This is a genomic window from Xanthomonas sp. A1809, from assembly GCF_017746015.1.
In the GTDB taxonomy this organism is placed as follows: domain Bacteria; phylum Pseudomonadota; class Gammaproteobacteria; order Xanthomonadales; family Xanthomonadaceae; genus Xanthomonas; species Xanthomonas euvesicatoria.
In genome coordinates this window covers 39,708-63,062 of the sequence record NZ_JAGHWZ010000003.1, presented here as the reverse complement: position 1 = coordinate 63,062, position 23,355 = coordinate 39,708, and the positions used below count along the sequence as shown (strand labels likewise).

Genomic DNA, 23,355 nt, shown 5'->3' with positions numbered 1-23,355 from the left:
GATCGGCAGCGCTTGCCGATTGAGGCACGCAGCATCGTCGAGCGTGCCAATCAATGACCGCACCGCATCACTGCAGGCTTCGCGCACGCTCGGCGTAGTCGACGAAATCGGCATTCACCACGTCGTACCACAGCAGCGTGCCATCGGCCTGTACGCGGAAACGGTCGCGTACCGGGCTGGTCTGCGGGTCGCCGGGGCAGCCGTCGCCATGGCGTTCGCGCACCGCAAAATCGAACGTGTCCGGCGCAGGCGCATCGCCGTCCTCGGCCATGATGCTGATGCAGTTATCCGGGTACACCTTGTCGCCCTGCAAGCGGCTTTCGAGCGCCTGCAGTGCGCGGGCCTGCGCGTCGCCGCCGGGGGGTGGCGCCGGTGCGCTCACGGCAGGTTTGGGTTGCGTGGCGACAGGGTCGGCCGGTTGCTGCTTGCATCCGGCAACCGTCAGCGCGGCCAGGAACACAAGCGCATGACGCAGAGACGTGGACATGAGGGCTCCGCTCGACAGGACAAGGCCGGCAGTCACCGGCGGTGCGCCTAGTCTGCGCGATCCATGCGCGCGGGTGTAGCCAAAACGCCCGGCACTTGCGGTGCCGGGCCGGGCTTGGATCGGTCAACAACCGCTCAACGGAAGGCCGCAATCGTGGCCTTGGTATTGACCAGCACGCGTTGGTTGTCGGCGGTGCTGGCATTGCCCATGGGCACGCCGTTGTAGCTGATGTTGGGGTTGGACCAGTAGTTCAGGCGTGGGCAACCGCTGGTGCAGTCGTAGGCCATGATGGTGCGCCAGCTGTTGCCGTAGCGGTAGCCGTGGCCATACGCATACGGGGAGGTGCTCGGGTCGTTGGTGGCGTCGTGGCGTGCGCTTTGCAGATGCCCGATTTCATGAGCGAAGCTGTAGTAGCCGGTGGCGCAATCCCAGTACACCGACGCAAATGCGCTCGCGGCGTTAGAGCCAATACCCGACGCCAGGCCGCAGTAGCTGCTGTTGTCCAGCACGATGACACCCACATCGGCCGTGTAGGTGTTGCGGCTGGTGTGGATGCTGTCCATGTAGCCGTCGTTGGTCACGCGGAAACGCTGCAGGTCGGTCGTGAAGTTGCCGGTCTCGGTGTAGCTGGTGGTCTCGTAGCGCGCCAGCTGCAAGGTGATACCCACGTTGCTGTTGATGTAGCCCTGGTTGGCTTCGGCCACCGCCAGTTGCACCAGCGACTGCATGTTGCCGCCGTAAGCGGTCACGGCCTTGTTGGTGGCCACCACGAGCACGCGAATGGTGGCCGGGCTACCTGATGAGGCAGCAGCGGCAGTCACGCGTCCGTCGCCGGGCATGTCGAACTTCGGCAGCAGGCTGTATTCGGCCGGATGCTCCTGCGGCATGCGCTGCTCATCCACCTGCACCAGCACGTGGCGGCCATCGGCCAGCGGACGCAGGCGATAGAGCTTGCCGGCGTAGCGAATCGTGCCGGTCACGGTGTCGCCGCTGCGCACCAAGATGGCCGAGTTCAGCGGGTCCACGCCCGAGAGCGTGCGTGCGCGGGTGCCGGCACGCGGCCCGAGGTTACCGTACCAGACGCTGTCGCCACCCTCCAGGGCATCGACCTTGGCCTGGGTAGCGGTGATGGTCTGGCCATCCAGCTGTAGCTCCAGCAATTTTTCCGAGGCGGTTACCGCGCCGGCATCGAGCTGAACCACCTGCGCGTTGGCAGTGGACGGGGCGCTCAACAGGCGTTGCAGCGAAGGTTCGGCTGCAGCGGTGGCGGCGGCACTGCGGCTCAGCGCAGGGCCGGTTTGATACAACGGCTTGCCGGCAGCGGCGGCCGAGCCGGCCAGGCACATGGCAATCAGACCGACCGTGGTGCACATCGACTTCGACTTCATCGTCTTTCTCTCCTAAGACATGAAAGTTACGGATGTGAAACACCGGGCCCCTGTCCCCGGGACGCCATTAGGGCGCGTGGCACTGCACAGAATGCAAGTTGTTGCAACGGAAAATTATGTTTCTGTGATGTTTACCAATCCCTGGATGCGATTCCAGCAGCTCTCGAACGGGAACCAGCGCACAGTCGTACTGAAAGCGCGCGCGTTGAAGGCGTGCGTCAAACGAGCACAAGCGGTCTTCAGGGACAATACGGCGATCCTGCGTCGCCCTACGGATCGATGCACATGGACCCGATTGCGTCCGCCCAGCGATTGGCTGCGTCGATCCTCGCCTGTGTCGTGGACACCGCGCCGCGTCGGCGTCGGTGCAGATGGCGAGTGACGCCAGGTCGTCATGCATGGCATCGCGTGCATCGATGCCCGCCTCATCGGCCATGACGTGAAGGTGCGCTCCAAGCTGTGGCGCGTGACGCGGCGTGTGTGGCGTCACTGGAATCCGCGCACGCATGCGTCAGGTAGATTCACAGTACAGGTCACGAACGCAGATTCGCAGCTCCCGTGCAGGCACGCTCAGCCAGCCTGCTCCACCAGGTCGGCCAGCTCGTCCTCGTCGAAACCGGCAAGCAGGCGCGCCTGCAGATTGAACGGCCCATGCAGATACCCGCCAGCGTATTCGCGCAGCAGCGCCTTGAAGCGTGCGCGCGGTTCGACACCGGCCTGCTCGCAATACCACCGGTACCAACGCGAGCCGGCGGCCACGTGCGCCACCTCTTCGCGCAGGATGGTTTCGAGCACCTCGGCAGTGGCAGCGTCGCCGAGCGAACGGAGTTTGACGATCATCGCCGGTGTCACGTCCAGGCCGCGCGCTTCGAGCACGCGCGGCACCAGGGCCATGCGCGCCAGGCCGTCGTGTGCAGTCTTCTCGCACATTTCCCACAGCCCGTTATGCGCGGCGAAATCGCCGTAGTCGTGGTCGTGCGCCTGCAATCGTGCGCGCAGCAGCATGAAGTGGCGCGATTCATCGTCGGCGACCGCGACCCAATCGGCATAGAACGCCGCGGGAAGCCCGCGAAAGCGATACACCGCATCCCAGGCCAGATCGATGGCGTTGAGTTCGATGTGCGCAATGGCATGGATAAACGCAGCGCGCCCTTCCGGCGTGCCCAGTCCACGGCGCGGCAAGTGGCGCGGATGCACCAGCAGTGGCGTTGCCGGACGGCCTGGCATACGGATCGGCGCAGGCGCAGGCGCTGCCGGATCGAGCGTCAAGACGCCTTCGCGAAAGGCGGCCGCGTAGTGCTGGGTCAGCGCGACTTTCTGTCGCGGGTCGGCCTGGTCCAGGCACAGGCGCGCAGCGTCGAACAGGTCCGCGCTTGCGAACGGATCGATGCTCACGCCGTTGGCCGCACGGGGCACTGGCGCGCTGCAGAAACGCACTGCGCTTGCACATGTTCGGCCGCAGGTAGCTGCCCGTTGCGCAGGCGCGCTTCATCGAGCGTGTCGATAGCTGCGGTGTTTTGTTTGCCGCACCTCGCCGACCCTCTCCGCACGCCAACCAGCGCGGCCAATCGGCCGCCCTGGTTCGGCGACTCAGGCGCGGCGACGCTTCTTGGCATCGTCCGAGCGCAGCTGCTGGATGCGTTCGAAATACCCCGGCTCGATGCCGGTGATGTATTCGCCGTTGAAGCACGAGGAATCGAACTGCTTGATGTCCGGGTTGCCCTCGCGCACTGCCACTTCCAGGTCTTCCAGATCCTGGTAGATCAGCCAGTCGCAGCCCAGAAACTCCTGGATTTCCAGCTCGCTGCGGCCATGTGCGATGAGCTCTTCGGCCGCCGGCATGTCGATGCCGTAGATGTTGGGGTAACGCACCGGCGGCGCGGCCGAGGCCAGGTACACCTTGCGCGCACCGGCATCGCGCGCCATCTGCACGATCTGCCGGCTGGTGGTGCCGCGCACGATGGAATCGTCCACCAGCAGCACCACACGGTTACGGAATTCCAGGTGGATCGGATTGAGCTTGCGGCGCACCGATTTCTGCCGTTCGCCCTGCCCCGGCATGATGAAGGTGCGGCCCACGTAGCGATTCTTGACGAAGCCCTCGCGGTACTTCACGCCGAGCACGTTGGACATCTCCAGCGCCACATCGCGCGAGGTGTCCGGGATCGGAATGATGGTGTCGATGTCATGGTCCGGTCGCAGGCGCAGGATCTTTTCGCCCAGCTTCAGGCCCATGCGCATGCGCGCCTTGTGCACCGAGATGTTGTCGATCATCGAATCGGGGCGCGCGAAGTACACGTACTCGAAAATGCACGGCGCGTTGTTGGTCGGTGCGGCGCAGACTTCCGAGAACAGCTCGCCGCGCGCGGTGATCACCAGCGCTTCGCCCGGGCGCACATCGCGCACGCGCTGGTAGCCGAGGATATCCAGCGCTGCCGACTCGGAGGACACGATGTATTCGGTGCCTTCGGCATGCTCGCGCTTGCCCAGTACCAGCGGGCGGATGCCGTGCGGGTCGCGGAACGCCACCAGGCCCAGGCCCAGCACCACGCTGACCACCGCATAGCCGCCCTTGCAGCGGCGGTGCACACCGGCCACCGCGCGGATCGCCGCTTCGGGGGTGAGCATGCGCTGCGCGTCCAGCTCGTAGGCGAACACGTTCAACAGCACTTCGCTGTCCGAATCGGTATTGATGTTGCGGCGGTCGGCTTCGAACACCTGCTGGCGCAAGGCCTCGGTGTTGATCAGGTTGCCGTTGTGCGCCAGCGCGATGCCGTAGGGCGAATTGACGTAGAACGGCTGCGCCTCGTCCATGCCTTCCGAGCCTGCGGTGGGGTAGCGGCAATGGGCGATGCCGACGCGCCCTTCCAGCACCGCCATCTTCTTTTCGTCGAAGACGTCGCGCACCAGGCCGTTGGCCTTCTGCACGCGCAGGCGCGTGCCATCTGCGGTCGCGATGCCCGCGGCGTCCTGCCCACGATGCTGCAGGACGGTCAGGCCGTCATACAGCTGCCCGGCGACGTTCTGGTTGCCGACAATACCGACGATGCCACACATGGTGCGCGTTCTCCGCTTCGGCTTGCGCCGTTACTGTGAAGGTGGCCGTGCCTGGCCTTGGGATTCGACCCGAGCCGGGTCGCTTTCTCCGCCGCGAACCTGCGCCGGATCGATGTTGGCCGGCATCGCCTGCGTCGGATCGCGTCCGTCGCCAGCCGTCTTGCCGGGGTTGCCAAGCGCACGGGTGATGGTGTCGCTCAGCCCGGAACCGCCAAGTGCCTTGCCCAGGTCCGTATTATCGCCTGCCGAAGGCAACTTCCCCAACTCCGTGGGCAAGTTGCCGAGTTCCATTGATGGCATCTCCATCGATGGCATTCGCCAGGCCGGCAGTTGTGCCCGCATCCAGCCCGCGCCCGGCTGCAGCATGGGCAGCAGCACCGACTGGCGCCATGCCGGCTCGCGCGGCAGCGGGGTGAAGCCCATCAGCAGCACCAGCACGCTGGCCAGAAACGCACCGCGCACCACGCCCAGGCCGAACCCGAGCATGCGGTCGGTGCCGCCGAGCTTGATCGCATCCACGCCCGCGCGGATCACCATGCCAATCACCGCCACGCTGATCAGCACACCGACGAACACCATGGCGTAGCCGCCGAACGATTCGGTCGCAGACGGATGCTTGCCATCGGCCAGCCAGCGCGCGGCCGCGCCGCCGAACATGAAGGTGGCCCAGCCGGCCAGCAACCATGACAACGTACCCACCACGATGGCCACAAAGCCGCGCAACAAGCCCAACAGGGCTGACACCAGAATGATGACGCCCAGCACCATGTCGATCATGGGCAACCTCTCCGCGTGGCGCGCGCGCCGTGAATGCAATGGGGCTCGGTCGTCATTGCCCTCCCCTCCATGGGTGCGAGGCGTTGGAAAATCCAGCAGCTGCAGGCGCGCAGTGCAGGCAGTTGGCAGACACGTGACGGTCCGCCGGCAGTGCAGTGTACGAGCGGCTGCCACCTGCGCGGCGGCCGCGTTTGCTTGCGGCCGGCATGGCGGTTACGGATGCGGACGCACCATGCCGGAGATACCGACCTTGGCTGCCACCTGGGCACGCAACTGTTCGGCATCGCTGCGATTGGCGACCGGGCCGACGCGCACGCGGTTCAACGCGCCCTTGTCGGTCCGCACCTGTTCGACGAAGGCACTGAAGCCGGCGGCGCGCACGCGGTCGCGCAAGGCATCGGCATCTTCGGCACGACCGAACGCGCCCAGCTGCACTGCAAACCCGACCGCACTGGCCGCAGGCGCTGCCGGCGCGGTGGCCACCGGCTTGGCGGGCTCAGGCTTGGCGGCAAGCTCGGGCTTGGCGGGGGCGGGCTTGGTGACCTCAGGCTTGGCCGGCACGGGCTTGGCCACCTCGGCCGGCTTGGGCGCGGCGACCACCGGTTTGGCGGGCTCCGGCGGCAGGCTTTCGGTCTTTGTCGGTGCGGTGGTGCTGGCGGCGGCGACGCTGCTACCGGGTTTGACGGCAGGCGCAGGCGCCGGTGCGCTGGCGACAGGCGCCGGCGCGGCGGCGTTGGCGTCCAACGTCACCACCTGGGCGTTGACGTCGCTGCGTACCTTCACTGCCTGCAGCCGGGCCGATTCGGCCTGCGCCTGGTCGGCATACGGCCCCACGCGCACGCGCCAGGCGGGGCGGCCGTTGATCTGGGTCTTTTCGCTGAAGCCGGGCAATTGCGCCTGCTTGAGCCGCGCAATCACCGCGTCGGCGTCGGCGCTGGTGGCGTATGCACCAAAATTCACTGCGTAGTTGCCGGCAGCCACTTCCGGAGCCGAGGGCGTGCTGGACGGAGCGGCCAGATCGGCGGCATCGGGGTTGTTCTGCACCGGCGCCGGCGCACCGGCCATGCCTAGCGCCCCACCGGCCGGCGCATTGCCCGGAGTGACCAGCGGCAATTCGCGGGTTTCGAACTCGCCATTGGCGGGCGCTGCGGGCGCCTCGAGCGGTACATCGGCCACACCGCTCGACGGCGCGGGGCCCTTGACCAGCATCGGCAGGAAGATCACGGCAAGCGCCACCAGAACGATGGCGCCAATCAGTCGCTGTTTCAGAGCAGTATCCACGGAAGAGACGAGAGGCGGCGTGGCGGGGTGCCGCGGCGATTATAAGGCCGGCGCCACCCCGACGACCTCAGCGGGCTGAATGAAGTGCGTCGAGCGCGTCGGCCACGGTGTGAAACGAGCCGAACACCAGCACGCGGTCGCCGGGGCTGGCCGTGTCCAGGACCGCGCGCACTGCACTGGCAACATCGCGATGACACGGCGCCTGCGCGGCGGCACTGCCTTGCAGACGGGCCTGCAATGCCTGCGCCGATTGGCCGCGCGCGCCTTCCAGCCCCGCCAGCGCCCAGTGGTCGATCTGCCCAGCCACTGCCTCCACCACGCCCAGCACATCCTTGTCGGCCAATGCGGCGTAGATCGCATAGGTGCGGCAGGCATGCGCCTGCGTACCGAGCGCGGCGGCCAGCGCGCGTGCGGCCTGCGGGTTGTGTCCGACATCCAGCAGTACCTGTACGCCATTGACCTCAAGCCGCTGCAGTCGCCCGGCCACTTGCGCGTTGCCGATGCCCTGCGCCCAGGCCGCGCCGGGCACTTCCACCGGCAATGCCTGCAACGCGGCGATCGCGGCAGCGGCGTTGGCCAGCTGCACTGGCGCACGCAGTGCCGGCATCGGCAGTTCCAACGTCACTGCCACATCGCGCCAGCGCCAGCGCGGCGCGTCGGATTGCGGGCTCTCGGCGTGCCGTGTGTCGATCGGCTCGAAGAAATAATCGCTGCCGGCACGGATGGCATTGGCACCCAGCTGGTAGGCGCGACGCAGCACACTGGACGGCGGGTCGATCTCGCCCAGCACCACCGGCTTCCATGCGCGGATGATGCCGGCCTTCTCGGTGCCGATGGCCTCGCGGTCCTCGCCCAGCCAGTCGGTGTGGTCGAGATCGACCGTGGTGATCACCGCCACATCCGAATCGACGATGTTGACCGCATCCAGCCGTCCACCCAGGCCGATTTCCAGCACCGCCAACTCCAGCGCGGACTGCTGAAACAACCACAGCGCCGCCAGCGTACCGAACTCGAAATAGGTCAACGCGGTGTCGCCGCGTGCTGCTTCGACCGCTGCAAACGCGTCGACCAGCTGCGCGTCGCTGGCCTCTTCGCCATCGATGCGCACGCGCTCGTTGTAGCGCAGCAGATGCGGCGAGGTGTAGGCCCCCACCTTCCAGCCGGCAGCACGCCCGATCGCCTCGATGAAGGCCACCGTCGAGCCCTTGCCGTTGGTGCCGCCCACGACGATGACATGCGTGGCCGGCGCGGCGATCTGCAAGCGCGCCGCAACCGCGCGCACGCGCTCCAGGCCCATCGCAATGGCACTGGGATGCTGCTGCTCGATATAGGCGAGCCAGGCGGAGAGGGAGTCGGTTGCGTTCATGGGGAGGGCTGCGCAGAGAGGGGCACATTATCGCCATTTGCGCTTGCGCAACGCACGCCACTCGGTGTTGGATGTATCGCGCGTGCTTGGTTAGTACGACGCAGCTCGGTTGATCGCGCATGGTGCGAACGCCGTCACCAGCGCATCCCAGGACGTTGAGCGATCACCCCAAGACGCAGCCCCGACACGGAGCGTTGACTACGCAACCGCACCGAGGCCTGTTCCACCAACTCACCCAGACCTGCAAGCGTGTATCAACGACGTTCGGCATTTTGGCACCTGCAACGACATGGCGTGTCATTGGCGATCCAGCGTCCTTGCCTCGCCTTACAACGCCCGATGCTTTGCCTCACCAAAGAACGGTGTGTGATGCGCACAGTCGTTGAGGCGCACCACTTCGAGATGCTCCACGTCATCGCCTTCGAGCAGGTTCAGCGTGGTCGGGGCCTGGCGGAAGCTCCATAGCTTGGACAACGGCAGGCCCAGGATCTTGCACAGGATCACGCGATTGACCGCATCGTGCGCAACCACCAGCAAGGTGTCGTGCGCGCCCAGCCCATCGGTGGCACGCACCAGGCCGCGCCAACTGCGATCGAGCACCTGACGCAGCGATTCGCCACCCGGCATCAACACGGTATCGGGCTCTTCGCGCCAGGCGCGCAGACGTGCGGGATCCTTGTCGTTGATCTCGCTGGCCAGCAGGCCCTCCCACTCGCCGTGCGCAATTTCCTGCAGGTCGGCATCGGTCTGCAGCAGCGCTTGACGCGACGCGCCCAGCGCGGCCTTGGCAGTGGCCTGCGCACGCGACAACGGCGATGCCACCGCGCGGTCGATCTGCAGCGTGTGCAGCCGTTCGCCCAATGCGCGCGCCTGGCCTTCGCCAACCGGCGAAAGCGGAATATCGATCTGGCCCTGGTAACGGCCTTCGGCGTTCCACGGCGTCTCGCCGTGACGAGCAAGCAGGATGCGCATGCGCTGGGAGTTCCTTGGGGGAGGGGCCCGCTCGCCGCAGCGAAAACGGGACCGCATGATAACCCCTGCCGCCCCCGCACCGGCGCCGCGTCAGCGCACGCCTAGCTCCTTCAACAGCTGTGGCGCCGGAGCGACCTCGGTCATGATCCAGCGCAGATAGCGGCTGTCCACGGCAATCATGCGGGTCATTGCCGGATCGAAGATCCAGTTGCTGCTCACCGACTCCCAATTTCCGTCGAATGCCAGGCCGACCAGCTTGCCTTGCGCGTCCATCACCGGCGAACCGGAGTTACCGCCGGTGATGTCCAGGTCCGACAGGAAATTGACCGGCACCGAGCCCAGGCGTTTGTCCTCCAGCCCGGCGTAGCGCTTGGCCTTGACCGCATCCAGCAAGGCCTTGGGCGAATCGAACGGATCGGCGCCGGTCTCCTTGGCGACCACCCCTTCCACGGTGGTGAACGGTGTGTAGGCCACGCCATCTTTCGGGGCGTAGCCCTTGACGTTGCCGAAGGTGATGCGCAGCGACAGGTTGGCATCCGGATAGACCGATTCGCCCCGGCTCTTCCTGTAGTCGGCCAGGGCTTGCAGATACACCGGCCGCGCCTTGAGCTGTTCGCCGGTACGCAGTTTGTCCTCGCGCTCGATCTGCAACAGGGCCGGTGTCACCGCCACGGCGTACTGGATCGCCGGGTCGGTGCTGGCTTCGAAGGCGGCCCGGTCGGCGGTGAGCCACGTCAGCCGCGCTTGCGTGCTCCCCAACGCCGTGCCATCGAGCTTGCCCACGGCCGCCTGCACGGCCGCCGCATCGCGACCGCCCAACCACTGGTCCAGCGCGGCGATGCGCTGGTTGGCCGGCAGCTTCAGGTACTGGCTGAGCCAGTACTGCTGCAGCTGACGATCCATGGCCGGCACGTAACGGCGCTCCATCTGCTTCATCGTCGCTTCGATCGACGGCAGGTCGCGGTCCTGGTACCCGGATTCGCGTTGCGCATTGGGCTTGGCACGCTCCAGCGCCAGCCGGTACAGCGTCACCGCGGCACCCACCGTGCCGGTGGAGTCGAACTGGCGCAGCACGAAGTCGCGCTGTTGCGTGGCCTGGGTCTGCTTGAGCAGCTTGACCAAGGTGTCGTGCGCGGCAAGCGCATTACGCCCGCTCGCACCCCGCCCCTTGAGCCAGGCCAGCACGGCCGCTTCGTCGGCCTGCTTGGTGGCCTGCGCATTGATGCGCTTGAAACCTTCCAGTTGCCCGTCGAAGTTCTTGGCGGAGTTATTGAGGCTGGCGACGGTGCTGGCATATTTCACCTGGATGTCGGGATCCTGCTTGCCTGCCTGTTCGATCAGGCCGATCACGTCCTTCAATTGCTGGCCGACCACCGGGTAGGTCCAGCTGGCGGTGTTGTCGAATTCGGCAGCCAGCGCGTAGCGATTGGTGCGGCCCGGATAGCCGGCCACCATCACGAAGTCGCCAGCGCCCAGCGGCTGGTCGGCGAACTTCAGGAAGTGCTTGGGCTGATAGGGCACATTGTCCTTGGCGTAGGCAGCAGGCGTGCCGTCCTTGCCGACATAGGCGCGATAGAACGAGAAATCGCCGGTGTGGCGCGGCCACATCCAGTTGTCGATGTCGCCGCCGAACTTGCCCACGCTGCCGGGCGGTGCATAGACCAGGCGCACATCCTTGATCTCCAGGTTCTTGAACAACCGGTAGGCGTTGCCCCCGGCAAAACTGAAGAACTGGCAGCGGTAACCGGGCTGCGCTTCGCAGGACGCGATCTGTTGCTTGCTGAAATCCTCCAGGGCCAGCGTGCGCTTGAGCGCATCGTCGCCTGCAGTGGCCATCGCTGCCCTTGCAGGTGCCGTGACGTCGGTAATGGCATCGAGCACGTAGATACGCGCACTGGGACCTGCGCTGAGCTCGTCGGCGGGACGTGCAGCGTTGAACCCGTCCTTGATCAGGTTCTTTTGCGCGGTGGAGTTGAGTTGGATCGCGCCATAGGCACAGTGGTGGTTGGTGACGACCAGACCCTGCGGCGAGACGAAGCTGGCGGTGCAACCACCCAGGGCGACCACGGCGCCCATCGGATCGCCGGTCAGGTCGGCCAGCTGCTGCGGCGAAAGCCGCAAGCCTGCTTGCTGGAGGGGCCCGGCGATCTCGGGCAGCTGTTGTGGAACCCACATCCCCTCGCCCGCCTGTGCAGACGAAACGACAGCCAGCGTGGCCAGCACGGAAACAGCGAACAGGTTCGGACGCATCGACAGCCCCAAGGGTTATTGTCGTTACAGTGTAACGCCAACGTCTGCTGGCAAATCCACGACCGATGACAGGATCGGCGCGCGCCCTTTCCCCACGCACGCACGTATGCCGCGCAGCAGGCGCCCGCGGTTCGCCTGCAGCTCCGTGGCCGGGCGCCCGCCTAGACGCGGCCGAACGCGGGGTCGCTGCGGCTGGGCCTGCCGGTTTCCAGATGCCCGGCCAGCCGGCGGCGGAAAGCGCTGCCCGGCTGTTCCACCACCAGGTCGTACCAGTGATCGCTGGCGGCAAGCGCCAGGCGAATGGTCTCGCGCTGACCTGCGGCCAGCGGCAAGGTGCGCGCATCTGGGTCTGCGTAGTCCAGCGCACGCAGCTGCACGGTGCAGGCGCGCTGCCCGGCATTGCCGATTTCCAGCACCAAGGCGTCGCCCTCCTGCCGCGCCTCCACCCATGGCGCGGCCGATGGCGCAGAGGCACTTGGCACCTGCCCGGCGAACTCGCGCAAGAAGCCATTCGGCCCGTGCACGCGCAAGGCGTATGCACCCGCGTGCGTGGCCCCGACCGGCGCATCCTCCAGCTGCGTGCCGGGCAGCACCGTGTAATACCAGGGGCCGCCACTGGCCGCGCTGCTGTAGACATTGAACGCCGCGGCCGCCGCGCCGCTGTTGACGAACTGCAACTGCACGGGGGCGCCTTCTTGCACGCGTGCATGCACCTGCAAGGCATACGGCAATGCGCGCGCTGGCCGTTGCCCCGGTTCCTGCCGCGGCATCGCTGCGGCGGCAGGCACCGACGGTAGCGGTTTGTCGCGCACGGCAGCGGTACGTGCGCGATAGTCCTCGACCGACGGCAATGCGCTCAACGCCGAATCGTCCGGTTTGCGGAAGTCGAACACGCTGGTGAGATCGCCACTGACCGCACGCCGCCATGGGCTGATGTTCGGCTCGGCCACGCCGAAGCGGCGTTCCAGCAGACGCAGGACCGAGGTGTGATCGAACACCTGCGAGTTGACCCAGCCACCACGTGTCCACGGCGAGATCACCAGCATCGGCACGCGAATGCCCAGGCCGATCGGCACGCCATCGTAGACCTCGCCACGCGTGTCGACATTGCTGCGCCCCATGCGTGCGTCCACTGCCGGCAACGGCGCGGGCACGTGATCGAAGAAGCCGTCGTTCTCGTCGTAATTGATGATCAGTGCCGTCTTGGCCCACACCTCGGGATTGGCGGTGAGCGCATCGATCAGACGCGCCACCAGCGACTCGCCATAGGCAGGCGGCGCTTCGGGATGTTCGCAGTACGCGGTGGGCGGGATGACCCACGACACCTGCGGCAGGCGATTGGCCTGCACATCGGCAGCGATCGCGGCGACCAGATGCTCGGCCTGGGTGGTGGCGGCATTGTCCGCGGTGGACCCGGGCACGCACGCACGTGCACGCCGGTACCGTTCGTCGTCGGTGCGTAGATCGCGATAGTGCGAGAAGTATGCCAGCGAGTTGCAGCCGAAGTTGTCGTATTCCTGATACACGCGCCAGTCCACGCCGGCAGCCTGCAAACGCTGCGCGTACGTGGTCCACTGCAGTGCAGCGTAGCCGGGCTTGTCGCGCGCCATGTCGGCGGTCCAGTTGCCATCGTCGGCATTGGTCACCGCCTGCGCGCCGACGTTGCCCACGCTTGGGCCGCTGGTACCGGTGAACAGATACATGCGATTGGGATTGGTCGGCCCGTGCAGCGAGCAGTAATAGCCGTCGCAGATGGTGAACGCGTCGGCCAGCGCGTGGTAGTACGGGATGTCGTGACGCTGGAAGTATCCCATCGTCAATTCCCCCTTGTACGGCACCCACGCATCGTATTCGGCCCAGCGTGCCGGCTCCTGCCCGTGACCGGCCTTCCAGGAATGATCCAGGCTCTTGATCAAGGGCGCGCAGGTATTTTGCGAATCGAACGCGAACGGCAGCAAGCGTCGTCCATCGGACGTGGGTTGACTCCATACCGGATGGCCATCGCGCAGTTGCAGCGCGCGCGGATCGCCAAAGCCACGCACGCCACGTAGCGCGCCGAAATAATGATCGAACGAGCGGTTTTCCTGCATCAGGATCACCACATGTTCGAGATCGCGCAACGTGCCGGTCCGCGCGTTGGCCGGCAGCGCGAGCGCACGGCCGATCGAAGACGGCAAGGCGCCGGCAGCAGTGAGCGCAGCGACGCGCTTGAGGAAATCGCGACGCGAAGAGGAAGAGGAAGAGGTCATGGCGGCAGAACCTGCAAAAAATGGTGCTTTTTTCACCGCGCAGCGCGGTTGGACACGACACGTATAGCGGGCGAGCGCGACAGTTTTGCGACAGCGATCGTCATCAATGTTTCATGAGCCGTTGACACCCTGCGTCGCGAAACGCCGGCTTTGCACCGTGCGTCCGCCCTCAGCCGTGGCCGAACAGGACTCCCCCATGACTTCCGCTCGTCGCTTTCATGTCACACCGCTGGCGCTTGCCCTGGCAACGCTGCTTCCCGTCGTTTCGCAGGCCGCGTCGCCGGCTGAGCCGGTTGCCGTTGCTCCGGCAGCGGAGGCAGCGACACCTGTGGCCGACGCCGCCAATGCAACGCAACTGGATGCAATCAATGTGGTGTCGCAAGGCAGCACGCGCCAGGTGCAACGCATCAGCCAGCAGGACATCGAGCAGCTGACGCCCGGCAGCAGCGCATTCAAGGCAGTGGAAAAACTGCCTGGCGTGCAGTTCCAGTCCGCCGATCCATTCGGCACCTACGAATGGTCCACGCAGGTGACCCTGCATGGCTTCGACCAAAGCCGCCTGGGTTACACGCTCGACGGCATTCCACTGGGCAACATGAGCTATGGCGTGACCAATGGCCTGCACATTACGCGCGCCATCATTTCGGAAAACCTCGGTTCGGTGGAAATTGCGCAAGGCGCCGGTGCACTAGGCACTGCGTCCAACACCAATCTCGGCGGCACCATGCAGTTCTACTCGGCCGACCCGCAGACCACGCCTGGCGCACGGTTGGTGCAGACGGTGGGCAGCGATGCAACGCGCCGCACCTTTGTGCGCGCCGACACCGGCGATCGCGATGGGTTGTCGGCGTATCTGTCGTATGCCAATGCCAGCACCGACAAATGGAAGGGCTATGGCGATCAGACATCCGAACAGGCCAATCTCAAGACGGTGTACCAATGGGGCGACGGCAACCGCCTGAGCCTGTTCGTCGATACCTCGCGGCGCAAGGAATACGACTACATGGATCTGTCGTTGACCAGCCAGCGCGCGCTCGGCTGGGACTACGATTACCTGCAGCCGGATTGGGCCACCGCCGTGCAGATGGCGCGCGCCTACCAGAACACCGGGGCCACCAGCGGCGTGGCCAACGGCTACCCGCAATCGCTGGCCGGTCTGCCCAGCGACTACAGCTGGCTCGACGCCAGCTATTACGCTGGCGGCGGACTGCGTCGCGACAACCTGGCAGGCCTGTCGGGCACGTTTGTCTTCGGCGGTGCCACGCTCGATGCCAGCGGCTATTACCACGGCAATCGTGGCGAAGGCCAATGGGTGACACCGTATGTGCCCACCTCCGCACAGATGCCGCTGTCGATGCGCACCACCGACTACGGCCTGGACCGCTTCGGCGGTACCAGCGCATTGAAATGGTCGTGGGGCAACCACGACCTGGAAGTGGGCGCATGGGCAGAAAACGCGCGCACCACGCAGGGCCGCAATTACTTCGCGCTTGGTAACGAAGGTTACACCTCGCTGTACAACGTATACGAGGCACAGACCCCGTTCCGTCGCGACTTCCTGCAGCGCTACACCACCCAGACCCGCATGCTGTATCTACAGGACACCGTGCGCTTGCTCGACGACCGTCTGACCCTCAACTACGGCGCAAAGGCGCTCAGCACCACCACGCGCGCACAATCGCTGGTGCCGACCACCGCACTGGCGCAAGGCCGCATTCGCGCCGAAGATAATTTCCTGCCGCAGGTGGGCATCAACTACAAGCTCGACGAACGCCAGGACCTGTACGCGTCCTACAGCAAGAACATCGCGGCGTTCGGCTTCACCCCGTTCGCCACCTCGCAGGCGGCGTTCGACCGCAGCCGCTCCACGCTGGAACCGGAACAATCGCAGACCGTGCAGGTGGGTTACCGCGTGCAGGATGCGCAGTTCCAGCTCTCGGCCGACGCCTATTTCACCAAGTTCTCCAACCGCTTGCTGACCACCTCGCCGTGCACCGCGGTGCAGACCTGCGCTTCGATCCTGAGCAACGTCGGTGCGGTGCACAGCGCCGGCGCGGATCTGGCACTGATGTGGCGCCCGACCGAAGGAGTGAGCTGGTTGAACTCGTTGTCGTGGAATCGCTCGCGTTACCAGGACGATTACCTCAACAACGGCGTGGTCGCCACCTCCGGCAAGGACGTGGTGGGCATCCCGGCGTTGATGTTCTCTTCCAGCGCCAGCTACCAGATCGGCAACCTGCGCCTGGATCTGGACGGCAAGTACGTGGACAAGCGCTACATCACCTTCCTCAACGATTCGCAGGTGCCGTCCTACTGGCTGTTCAATGCCGGGGCACGTTACGACTTCGGCCGTGTCGGCGGGGTGGCCGATGTGGCGCTGGCGCTCAACATCAGCAATCTCACCGACAAGCGCTACTTCGCCAGCACCGGCACCAACGGCTATGTCGCCTCCGATCCGGATGGCTACAACCAGACCATGGTGGTCGGCGCACCGCGGCAGTACTTCATGAGCCTGGATGTGAAGTTCTAGGCGCGGCTGACAAGCATTGGAGCGGTGCTGGCGCCGATGACGCACGCCTGCCGTTTGGCCAACGCGCTAGCCCTGGCAGGCGGCGGCAGGTCTGGAGCGTGGTTCCCATCCTGGGCCGAGGCGCCAGCTTCGTCGCAACGGGCACGGGCCGGACCGGCCCTGCCCCACCGTGGATCCAGGGCCGCATCACGTCCATTCCCGCACCGCCGCATGGCATACAGGCCGCGACGCCTATAATCGCCGGCTTACTTTCCCTCAGCAGGTTCCGCCAGATGGCGCAGACGATGAAGGCGCTGGTCAAGCGCGAAGCGAACAAGGGCATCTGGCTGGAACAGGTGCCAGTGCCGACGCCCGGCCCCAACGAGGTGCTGATCAAGCTGGAAAAGACCGCCATTTGCGGCACCGACCTGCACATCTACCTGTGGGACGAATGGAGCCAGCGCACGATCAGGCCGGGCTTGACCATCGGTCATGAATTCGTCGGCCGCGTGGCCGAGCTCGGTTCGGCCGTGACCGGCTATCAGGTCGGCCAGCGGGTGTCGGCCGAAGGCCACATCGTGTGCGGCCATTGCCGCAACTGCCGTGGCGGCCGTCCGCACCTGTGCCCCAACACGGTCGGGATCGGTGTCAACGTCAACGGCGCTTTCGCCGAATACATGGTGATGCCGGCCAGCAACCTGTGGCCGATCCCGGACCAGATTCCGTCCGAGCTTGCCGCGTTCTTCGACCCCTACGGCAACGCCGCGCACTGCGCGCTGGAATTCGACGTCATCGGCGAGGACGTGCTGATCACCGGCGCCGGCCCGATCGGCATCATTGCCGCCGGCATCTGCAAGCACATCGGTGCGCGCAATGTGGTGGTCACCGACGTCAACGATTTCCGCCTCAAGCTGGCTGCCGACATGGGGGCCACGCGCGTAGTCAACGTCTCCAAGACCTCGCTCAAGGACGTCATGGCCGACCTGCACATGGAAGGCTTCGACGTGGGCCTGGAAATGAGCGGCAACCCACGTGCGTTCAACGACATGCTCGATTGCATGTACCACGGCGGCAAGATCGCCATGCTCGGCATCATGCCGCGTGGCGCCGGTTGCGATTGGGACAAGATCATCTTCAAGGGCCTCACCGTGCAGGGCATCTACGGCCGCAAGATGTACGAGACCTGGTACAAGATGACGCAGCTGGTGCTGTCGGGTTTTCCGCTGCACAAGGTGCTGACCCATCAGCTGCCGATCGACGATTTCCAGAAGGGCTTCGACCTGATGGAAGAAGGCAAGGCCGGCAAGGTCGTGCTGAGCTGGAATTGATCGGCTGACACTGCAGATCTGCGAAAGGCGCCGCGAGGCGCCTTTTGCGTTTTTAAGACATGCGCTTGCTGACAAATGCTGCGAGCGATTTTCAGGAGCTGGCGAAGCGTCTCAAGCAACGCGGGGTCGGCTAGGGTCTGGATAAACGCCTAGTGGGCCGATTGCGCGGTGCCCTCGCCGCTCGCGGGACACGCCGCAAGTACGTCCATGTAGGCGCGATGGCGGCATCCATGCCGCCAACGGTCCCGCAATCGGCAAGGACACCGCGCCGGATAGTTGCTGGTGGATTCATTGAAGAACGAACACACCGCGGCAGATCGTCTACTGAATGCCTCCTTGGAACTCGACGCACCGACCAGCTCAACTGGTCCTTGCCCGCTCACCGTCGCGGGACCCGTGGCGGCATGGACAACGCCACGGAGCTTGCACGGACGCACGTGCCGCGTGCTGCGCGATGGTGGGCGGGCAAGGACCCTGCAGACGGTCCGCCGATCAGCAGTTCCGCAAGTGATCGATCCACAAGCTGCAGTCATTCAAGAATCGAACCAGCCAAGCCACGAGTCTTGACCTGATTTGGACGCAGAGGCAGACAACCCAGTGCGTCGATGCTTCCCGCATGACGAGGACTCTGCACGTTGTCAGAGTCGCTTCAATCAGTCGCCATCACGGCCAGGTGACGGTCGCCGTTGCCACCAGATGGTTCTGCGAATTCTGACGACCGAAGCCGAATTCGGCGGCTTTGCTGGTGTCGTAATAACCCACGCTCAAACCCAGCGGGCCGAACGTCTTGCCGACGTTGACGCCGAAATCGTTGTAGTCGTGGTCCACCTGACTCAGCGACGAGGTGTAGACGCTGTGCCCTGCGTGCGCGCCGAGCGTAAAGTCGTACGGCAACGTCCAGTTGGCATCGAAGGCGTAGTAATAGCCATCGGTCTTGCTGCCGTACAGATCGTCGGTGTAGGCGACCGTCACGCTATAGGTCTTCAGGAACGTGGTCTTGGTGATCAACTCGGCGTAGTTGGATGCGCCCGCTCCCAGATACTGGTAACGGTTGATCATGACGTCGAAGTTCCAGTGGGTGCCCAGGTCGGTGTTGTAGCCGACGAAACCATCCACTTCCCAATCCGGGTCGCCGGCGCCGAAATCGACGTTGGACGACCAAGTCCCCAGGTACAACCCGAATGGCGTCTTGTAGGTCAAACCGGCCTGAAACGCAGGCTCTTCATTTGTCTGCGAAATACCGCGGAACAGGTAATCGCTGGTCACCGCGAAGGTGCCACTGAACGGCGATGTAGACGCATCTTCGTCCTGCGCCTGCGCAAGCGGTGCAACACCCAACAGGAGTAACGACAGACAACGAGCGAGCGGGGACGACTTCATGGGCATCTCCTGGAGCGATGAACGGTGGGATGGCGCGAAGCGAGGCTGCAAGGACTTATTAGTCCAACTGTCATTGCAGCGCAACATGAAAGTCGCGTTCGCTTGATCCAGCGCACACACTCAAGAGCCCATGCGCGAATCAGGTGTCGATGTCATCGACCGCTTGCGCCGAATCTTGATGTTCGGGGTTGAAATCGGGCAGCGGGAATTGGTCGCAGCAAAGGCGAAACGCGCCTCGCACATCCATTCCCGCGCCCTGCGATCTCAGCCGGCGCCCGCTTACGCGGGAAATATCCCGTACTGCCGTGCTGCCAAGCGCACTTGCTGCCCTGGCTGAAAGCTACCGGCAGAGGCCGGCAGTTCCACCTCCACTTCGTTGCCCGCCGGTTCCAGCGTTGCGCGCAGGCGCAGGCGTGGGCCGCTGCGCTGCGACCACGCCACCGTCGCCGGCCAGCCCGCCTCGTCGGGCACCAGATCTTCCGGCCGCACATACACCTCCACCGGCCCTGCAGCCAGCGCGGCATTGGGCAGGGGAAGTGCGTGCCCAGCCACCTGGATCTGCCCCTGCGCCAGCACTCCGGGGATACGGTTCACCGCACCCACGAACGAATACACGAATGGCGAGGCCGGCTTGTCGTAGATCATGGCCGGCGTGTCGAGTTGCTCGATGCGGCCGCGGTTGAGGATGGCCACGCGGTCGGCCAGTTCCAGGGCTTCTTCCTGGTCATGGGTGACGAAGACCGTGGTCAGGCCGGTACGTTCGTGCAACTCGCGCAGCCAACGGCGCAGGTCGCGGCGCACCTGCGCATCCAGCGCCCCGAATGGCTCGTCCAGCAACAGCACGCGCGGTTCGATCGCCAGCGCGCGCGCCAGCGCCACGCGCTGCCGCTGGCCGCCGGAGAGCTGGGTGGGATAACGCTGTTCCAGGCCCTGCAGCTGCACCAGCGCCAGCAGTTCCTCCACGCGCGCACGGATGCGTGCTTCGGCCCAACGCGCGTTGCCGCGGCGCACGCGCAAGCCGAACGCGATGTTCTCGAACACGTCCATATGCTTGAACAATGCGTAGTGCTGGAACACGAAGCCGACCCGGCGCGATTGCACGCTCATGCGGGTGGCATCTTCATCGCCGAACAGCACCTGGCCGCCATCGGCATGCTCCAGCCCGGCCATGATCCGCAGCAGCGTGGTCTTGCCCGAGCCGGAGGGCCCAAGCAAGGCCAGCAACTCGCCCTGGCGCACTTCCAGATTGATGTCGTCCAGCGCGGTAAAGGTCTCGAACTGCTTGCGCAGGCGATGAATGCGGATGCCCATGGTCACCTCAATGGCGGTGGTTGGCGGCCAGCGAATCGCCGTGTCGCCATTCCAGATACGTCTTCAGCGCCAACGTCAGCAGCGCGGTCAATGCCAGCAGCGACGCGCAGGCAAATGCGGCGCTGTAGGCATATTCGTTGTAGAGAATTTCCACATGCAGCGGCAGCGTATTGGTGCGTCCACGGATATGCCCGGACACCACCGACACCGCCCCGAATTCGCCCATCGCGCGCGCCGCGCACAGCAGCACGCCGTACAGCAGGCCCCAACGGATATTGGGCAACGTCACCCGCCAGAACATCTGCCAGCCGTTCGCGCCCAGGCTCAGTGCCGCCAGTTCCTCGTCGCTGCCCTGCTGCTCCATCAGCGGCATCAGTTCGCGCGCGATGAAGGGGAATGTCACGAACGTGGTCGCCAGCACGATGCCCGGCAACGCGAACACGATCCGCGGCAGCTGAATCACCAACTCGCCCAGCACCGGCAGCTGCACATGCCAGCCTTCGTCGATCAGCGGCCAGGCCCAGCCGCTGCGGCCGAAGATGAGTACGAAGATCAAGCCCGCCACCACCGGCGACACCGAAAACGGCAGGTCGATCAGGCTGACCAGCAGACGTTTGCCCCAGAACTGATGCTTGCTGATGGCCCACGCCGCGGCCACGCCGAATACCAGATTCAACGGCAGCACGATCGCCGTCACCAGCAAGGTCAGCTTGATCGCCGACAACGCGTCCGGGTCGACCACCGCACGCAGGAAGGTTTCCCAACCGCCACGCAATGCCTCGGCGAACACCAGCACCAGCGGCAGCAGCAAGAACGCCAGCAGAAAGAGCACGGCCCCCAGGATCATCAGCCATTGCACCCAGCGCGGCTCATTGGTGGCCGAATCGCTGATGCGGCGCGCCTGCTTGGTCATGGCGTGGGTAGGCAACATGGAAGGCAGCGATGAAACGGCATCGTTCATACGGGCCTCCGTTGATAGCGCAGCAGCCGTGCCTGTAGCGTATTGACCGCCAGCAGGATCACGAACGACAGCAACAACATGGCCGCGGCAATGGCAGTGGCGCCGGCGTAGTCGAATTCTTCCAGCCGGATGGTGATCAGTAGCGGGGCGATCTCGGTGGAATTGGGCAGGTTGCCGGCAATGAAGATCACCGAGCCGTACTCCCCCACGCCGCGCGCAAATGCCAGCGCAAACCCGGTCAGGACCGCTGGCCACAGCCCCGGCAGCACCACCCGCCATACCGTCTGCCAGCGCGAGGCACCCAGCGTGGCGGCGGCAGCCTCCATTTCACGATCGCTCTCTGCCAGTACCGGCTGCACCACCCGCACCACGAAAGGCAGGCCCACAAAGACCAACGCCAGCACGATTCCCAGCTGCGTGTAAGCCACCTTGATCCCGATCGCCTCCAGCCAGCGCCCCACCCACCCGTTGCCGCCGTACAGCGCGGTCAGCGCAATGCCGGCCACCGCGGTGGGCAACGCGAACGGCAGATCGATCACCGCATCGAAAAAGCGCTTGCCCGGGAACCTGTAACGCACGAAGACCCAGGCCACCCAGGTGCCCATCACCGCGTTGAAGGCACCGGCCGCAAACGCGGTGCCGAAGCTCACCCGCAGCGCCGACAGCACGCGCGGCTCGCTCCATACCCGCCACAGGCCCTCCCAGCCCAGACCGCTGGTCTTGATGAAGATGCCCAGCAGCGGGATCAGCACGATCAGGCCAAGCCAGGTCAGGGTGATGCCCAGACTCAGGCCCAGCCCCGGCATCATGCGTCGGCGCGATGACGGCGCTGGGTGGGGTGCAACCGACATCGACATCGCCTACTTGTTGGCCTGGATCTGGTCGAACACGCCACCGTCGGCGAAGTGCTCCTGCTGCGCCTTCTCCCATGAGCCGAACGCCTGCTGGATGGTCACCAGCTTGATGTCCGGAAACCGCGCCATGTCGGCCGGGTCGGCAAATTCGGGATGCCGCGGGCGATAGAAATGCTTGGCTGCCAGCTTCTGCCCTTCAGGCGCATACAGATCGCGCAGGTAGGCTTCGGCCACCTCGCGGGTGCCATGCTTGTCGACGTTTTTGTCCACCAGCGCCACCGACGGCTCGGCCAGGATCGACAACTTCGGCACCACGATCTCGAACTTGTCCTTGCCCAGTTCCTCGCGCGCCAGCAGCGCTTCGTTTTCCCAGGCCAGCAGCACATCGCCGATGCCGCGCTGCACGAACGTCGTGGTGGCACCGCGTGCGCCGGTATCCAGCACCGGCACGTTGCGGAACAGCGCCTGCATGTAGCGCAGGATGCGCTGGCGGTCGCCCTTGAAGATGTGGTCGGCATACGCCCAGGCGGCCAGATAGTTCCAGCGCGCGCCTCCGGAGGTCTTCGGGTTAGGCGTCACCACCGCCACGCCAGACCGCAGCAGGTCCGGCCAGTCGTGGATGTTCTTCGGGTTGCCCTTGCGCACCAGGAACACGATGGTCGAGGTATACGGCGCACTGTTGTCGGGCAGGCGCTTTTCCCAATCGGCATCGATCAGCTTGGCCTTCTGCGCGATGGCATCCACGTCGTAGGCCAGCGCCAGGGTCACCACGTCGGCCTCGATGCCATCGATCACCGCGCGCGCCTGCTTGCCAGAGCCGCCGTGCGAGGTTTCCACGGTCACCGTGTCCTGCGGGTGCTGCTGTTTCCACTGCGCGGCGAAGGCGGCGTTGTAGTCACGGTAGAACTCGCGGGTGGGGTCGTAGCTCACGTTGAGCAGCCCGATCTCGCGCGCGCCAGCCGGCCCGGCCAGGACCAGCAAGGCGCAAAGAAGGGAGGCAAAACGGAAACGGGGGTATGTCACGACGATCTCCTGGCCGGTTGAGCACAGCTGAACAGCAAGCATGCCATGCTGCGCAGCGGCACGCAGGCGGTGAAATGACATCAGCGCCGCCTCTTATGTCGATTTTGCATGACGTAGTGGTATGCCACCGTGATCGTTAAAATTGCGCTTCTTTCTGCCACT

17 protein-coding genes are annotated in these 23,355 nt (G+C 65.2%); 2 read left to right on the top strand and 15 right to left on the bottom strand.

The window, feature by feature from the left end; all coding sequences use genetic code 11:
• Positions 1-67: 67 nt before the first annotated feature.
• The 10 genes from J7396_RS01380 to J7396_RS01335 all read right to left on the bottom strand — a co-directional run bounded on the left by J7396_RS01380 (position 68) and on the right by J7396_RS01335 (position 13,827).
• On the bottom strand, positions 68-487 hold the full coding sequence (locus tag J7396_RS01380) for a hypothetical protein (RefSeq protein ID WP_008571624.1): 420 nt from the start codon (positions 485-487) through the stop codon (positions 68-70).
• A 134-nt stretch (positions 488-621) separates the two neighbouring features.
• On the bottom strand, positions 622-1,875 hold the full coding sequence (locus J7396_RS01375) for a zinc-dependent metalloprotease (RefSeq protein WP_008571625.1): 1,254 nt from the start codon (positions 1,873-1,875) through the stop codon (positions 622-624).
• A 570-nt stretch (positions 1,876-2,445) separates the two neighbouring features.
• Positions 2,446-3,291, bottom strand: a complete 846-nt coding sequence (locus J7396_RS01370; RefSeq protein ID WP_209260845.1) for a ferritin-like domain-containing protein — start codon at positions 3,289-3,291, stop codon at positions 2,446-2,448.
• Between the two features lie 174 nt (positions 3,292-3,465).
• Entirely contained in the window at positions 3,466-4,932 is a 1,467-nt protein-coding gene (gene purF / locus J7396_RS01365) for an amidophosphoribosyltransferase (protein ID WP_003483730.1), read from the bottom strand.
• A gap of 30 nt (positions 4,933-4,962) precedes the next feature.
• Entirely contained in the window at positions 4,963-5,709 is a 747-nt protein-coding gene (locus tag J7396_RS01360) for a CvpA family protein (protein ID WP_008571630.1), read from the bottom strand.
• A 213-nt stretch (positions 5,710-5,922) separates the two neighbouring features.
• Entirely contained in the window at positions 5,923-6,990 is a 1,068-nt protein-coding gene (locus tag J7396_RS01355; RefSeq protein WP_011346570.1) for an SPOR domain-containing protein, read from the bottom strand.
• Between the two features lie 67 nt (positions 6,991-7,057).
• Positions 7,058-8,356 (bottom strand): bifunctional tetrahydrofolate synthase/dihydrofolate synthase, encoded by a 1,299-nt coding sequence (gene folC, locus J7396_RS01350; protein WP_209260844.1) that lies wholly within the window; start codon positions 8,354-8,356, stop codon positions 7,058-7,060.
• Positions 8,357-8,683: 327 nt separating this feature from the next.
• Complete coding sequence (locus J7396_RS01345) at positions 8,684-9,328, bottom strand: histidine phosphatase family protein (protein ID WP_008571633.1); 645 nt, start codon at positions 9,326-9,328, stop codon at positions 8,684-8,686.
• Positions 9,329-9,418: 90 nt separating this feature from the next.
• Positions 9,419-11,503, bottom strand: a complete 2,085-nt coding sequence (locus J7396_RS01340; protein WP_209260999.1) for a S46 family peptidase — start codon at positions 11,501-11,503, stop codon at positions 9,419-9,421.
• Between the two features lie 236 nt (positions 11,504-11,739).
• Complete coding sequence (locus J7396_RS01335) at positions 11,740-13,827, bottom strand: phospholipase C, phosphocholine-specific (RefSeq protein WP_209260843.1); 2,088 nt, start codon at positions 13,825-13,827, stop codon at positions 11,740-11,742.
• Positions 13,828-13,933: 106 nt separating this feature from the next.
• Between J7396_RS01335 and J7396_RS01330 the strand changes: the two genes are divergently transcribed.
• Both J7396_RS01330 and tdh read left to right on the top strand, forming a co-directional pair.
• Positions 13,934-16,357 carry a TonB-dependent receptor gene (locus J7396_RS01330; RefSeq protein WP_109291217.1) on the top strand — a complete coding sequence of 808 codons (2,424 nt, stop codon included), beginning with the start codon at positions 13,934-13,936 and terminating at the stop codon, positions 16,355-16,357.
• 272 nt (positions 16,358-16,629) lie between these two features.
• Positions 16,630-17,664, top strand: coding sequence for an L-threonine 3-dehydrogenase (gene tdh, locus J7396_RS01325; RefSeq protein ID WP_008571638.1), 1,035 nt, complete (start codon positions 16,630-16,632; stop codon positions 17,662-17,664).
• A gap of 663 nt (positions 17,665-18,327) precedes the next feature.
• Here tdh and J7396_RS01320 read toward each other — a convergent pair.
• The 5 genes from J7396_RS01320 to J7396_RS01300 all read right to left on the bottom strand — a co-directional run bounded on the left by J7396_RS01320 (position 18,328) and on the right by J7396_RS01300 (position 23,274).
• Positions 18,328-19,044, bottom strand: a complete 717-nt coding sequence (locus J7396_RS01320; protein ID WP_014089500.1) for a TorF family putative porin — start codon at positions 19,042-19,044, stop codon at positions 18,328-18,330.
• A gap of 279 nt (positions 19,045-19,323) precedes the next feature.
• A complete protein-coding gene (locus J7396_RS01315; protein WP_008571641.1) occupies positions 19,324-20,355 on the bottom strand; it encodes a sulfate/molybdate ABC transporter ATP-binding protein in 1,032 nt (343 codons plus the stop codon).
• Positions 20,356-20,362: 7 nt separating this feature from the next.
• The gene (gene cysW / locus J7396_RS01310; protein ID WP_011346560.1) at positions 20,363-21,316 is read right to left on the bottom strand and encodes a sulfate ABC transporter permease subunit CysW; all 954 of its coding nucleotides are present in this window, start codon (positions 21,314-21,316) and stop codon (positions 20,363-20,365) included.
• Positions 21,313-22,173: a sulfate ABC transporter permease subunit CysT gene (gene cysT, locus J7396_RS01305; RefSeq protein ID WP_209260842.1), complete on the bottom strand. Its 861-nt coding sequence runs from the start codon at positions 22,171-22,173 to the stop codon at positions 21,313-21,315. Before cysT ends, cysW begins: the two co-directional genes overlap by 4 nt.
• A gap of 3 nt (positions 22,174-22,176) precedes the next feature.
• The gene (locus J7396_RS01300) at positions 22,177-23,274 is read right to left on the bottom strand and encodes a sulfate ABC transporter substrate-binding protein (protein WP_014089499.1); all 1,098 of its coding nucleotides are present in this window, start codon (positions 23,272-23,274) and stop codon (positions 22,177-22,179) included.
• Positions 23,275-23,355 lie beyond the last annotated feature (81 nt).

Bases quoted from the DNA above. Each gene is read 5' to 3' on its own strand.
- J7396_RS01380 (WP_008571624.1), bottom strand. From the start codon at position 487: ATGTCCACGTCTCTGCGTCATGCGCTTGTGTTCCTGGCCGCGCTGACG.
- J7396_RS01375 (WP_008571625.1), bottom strand. From the start codon at position 1,875: ATGAAGTCGAAGTCGATGTGCACCACGGTCGGTCTGATTGCCATGTGC.
- purF (WP_003483730.1), bottom strand. From the start codon at position 4,932: ATGTGTGGCATCGTCGGTATTGTCGGCAACCAGAACGTCGCCGGGCAG.
- J7396_RS01360 (WP_008571630.1), bottom strand. From the start codon at position 5,709: ATGATCGACATGGTGCTGGGCGTCATCATTCTGGTGTCAGCCCTGTTG.
- folC (WP_209260844.1), bottom strand. From the start codon at position 8,356: ATGAACGCAACCGACTCCCTCTCCGCCTGGCTCGCCTATATCGAGCAG.
- J7396_RS01345 (WP_008571633.1), bottom strand. From the start codon at position 9,328: ATGCGCATCCTGCTTGCTCGTCACGGCGAGACGCCGTGGAACGCCGAA.
- J7396_RS01340 (WP_209260999.1), bottom strand. From the start codon at position 11,503: ATGTGGGTTCCACAACAGCTGCCCGAGATCGCCGGGCCCCTCCAGCAA.
- J7396_RS01335 (WP_209260843.1), bottom strand. From the start codon at position 13,827: ATGACCTCTTCCTCTTCCTCTTCGCGTCGCGATTTCCTCAAGCGCGTC.
- J7396_RS01330 (WP_109291217.1), top strand. From the start codon at position 13,934: ATGTTTCATGAGCCGTTGACACCCTGCGTCGCGAAACGCCGGCTTTGC.
- tdh (WP_008571638.1), top strand. From the start codon at position 16,630: ATGGCGCAGACGATGAAGGCGCTGGTCAAGCGCGAAGCGAACAAGGGC.
- J7396_RS01320 (WP_014089500.1), bottom strand. From the start codon at position 19,044: ATGAAGTCGTCCCCGCTCGCTCGTTGTCTGTCGTTACTCCTGTTGGGT.
- J7396_RS01315 (WP_008571641.1), bottom strand. From the start codon at position 20,355: ATGGGCATCCGCATTCATCGCCTGCGCAAGCAGTTCGAGACCTTTACC.
- cysW (WP_011346560.1), bottom strand. From the start codon at position 21,316: ATGAACGATGCCGTTTCATCGCTGCCTTCCATGTTGCCTACCCACGCC.
- cysT (WP_209260842.1), bottom strand. From the start codon at position 22,173: ATGTCGATGTCGGTTGCACCCCACCCAGCGCCGTCATCGCGCCGACGC.
- J7396_RS01300 (WP_014089499.1), bottom strand. From the start codon at position 23,274: ATGTCATTTCACCGCCTGCGTGCCGCTGCGCAGCATGGCATGCTTGCT.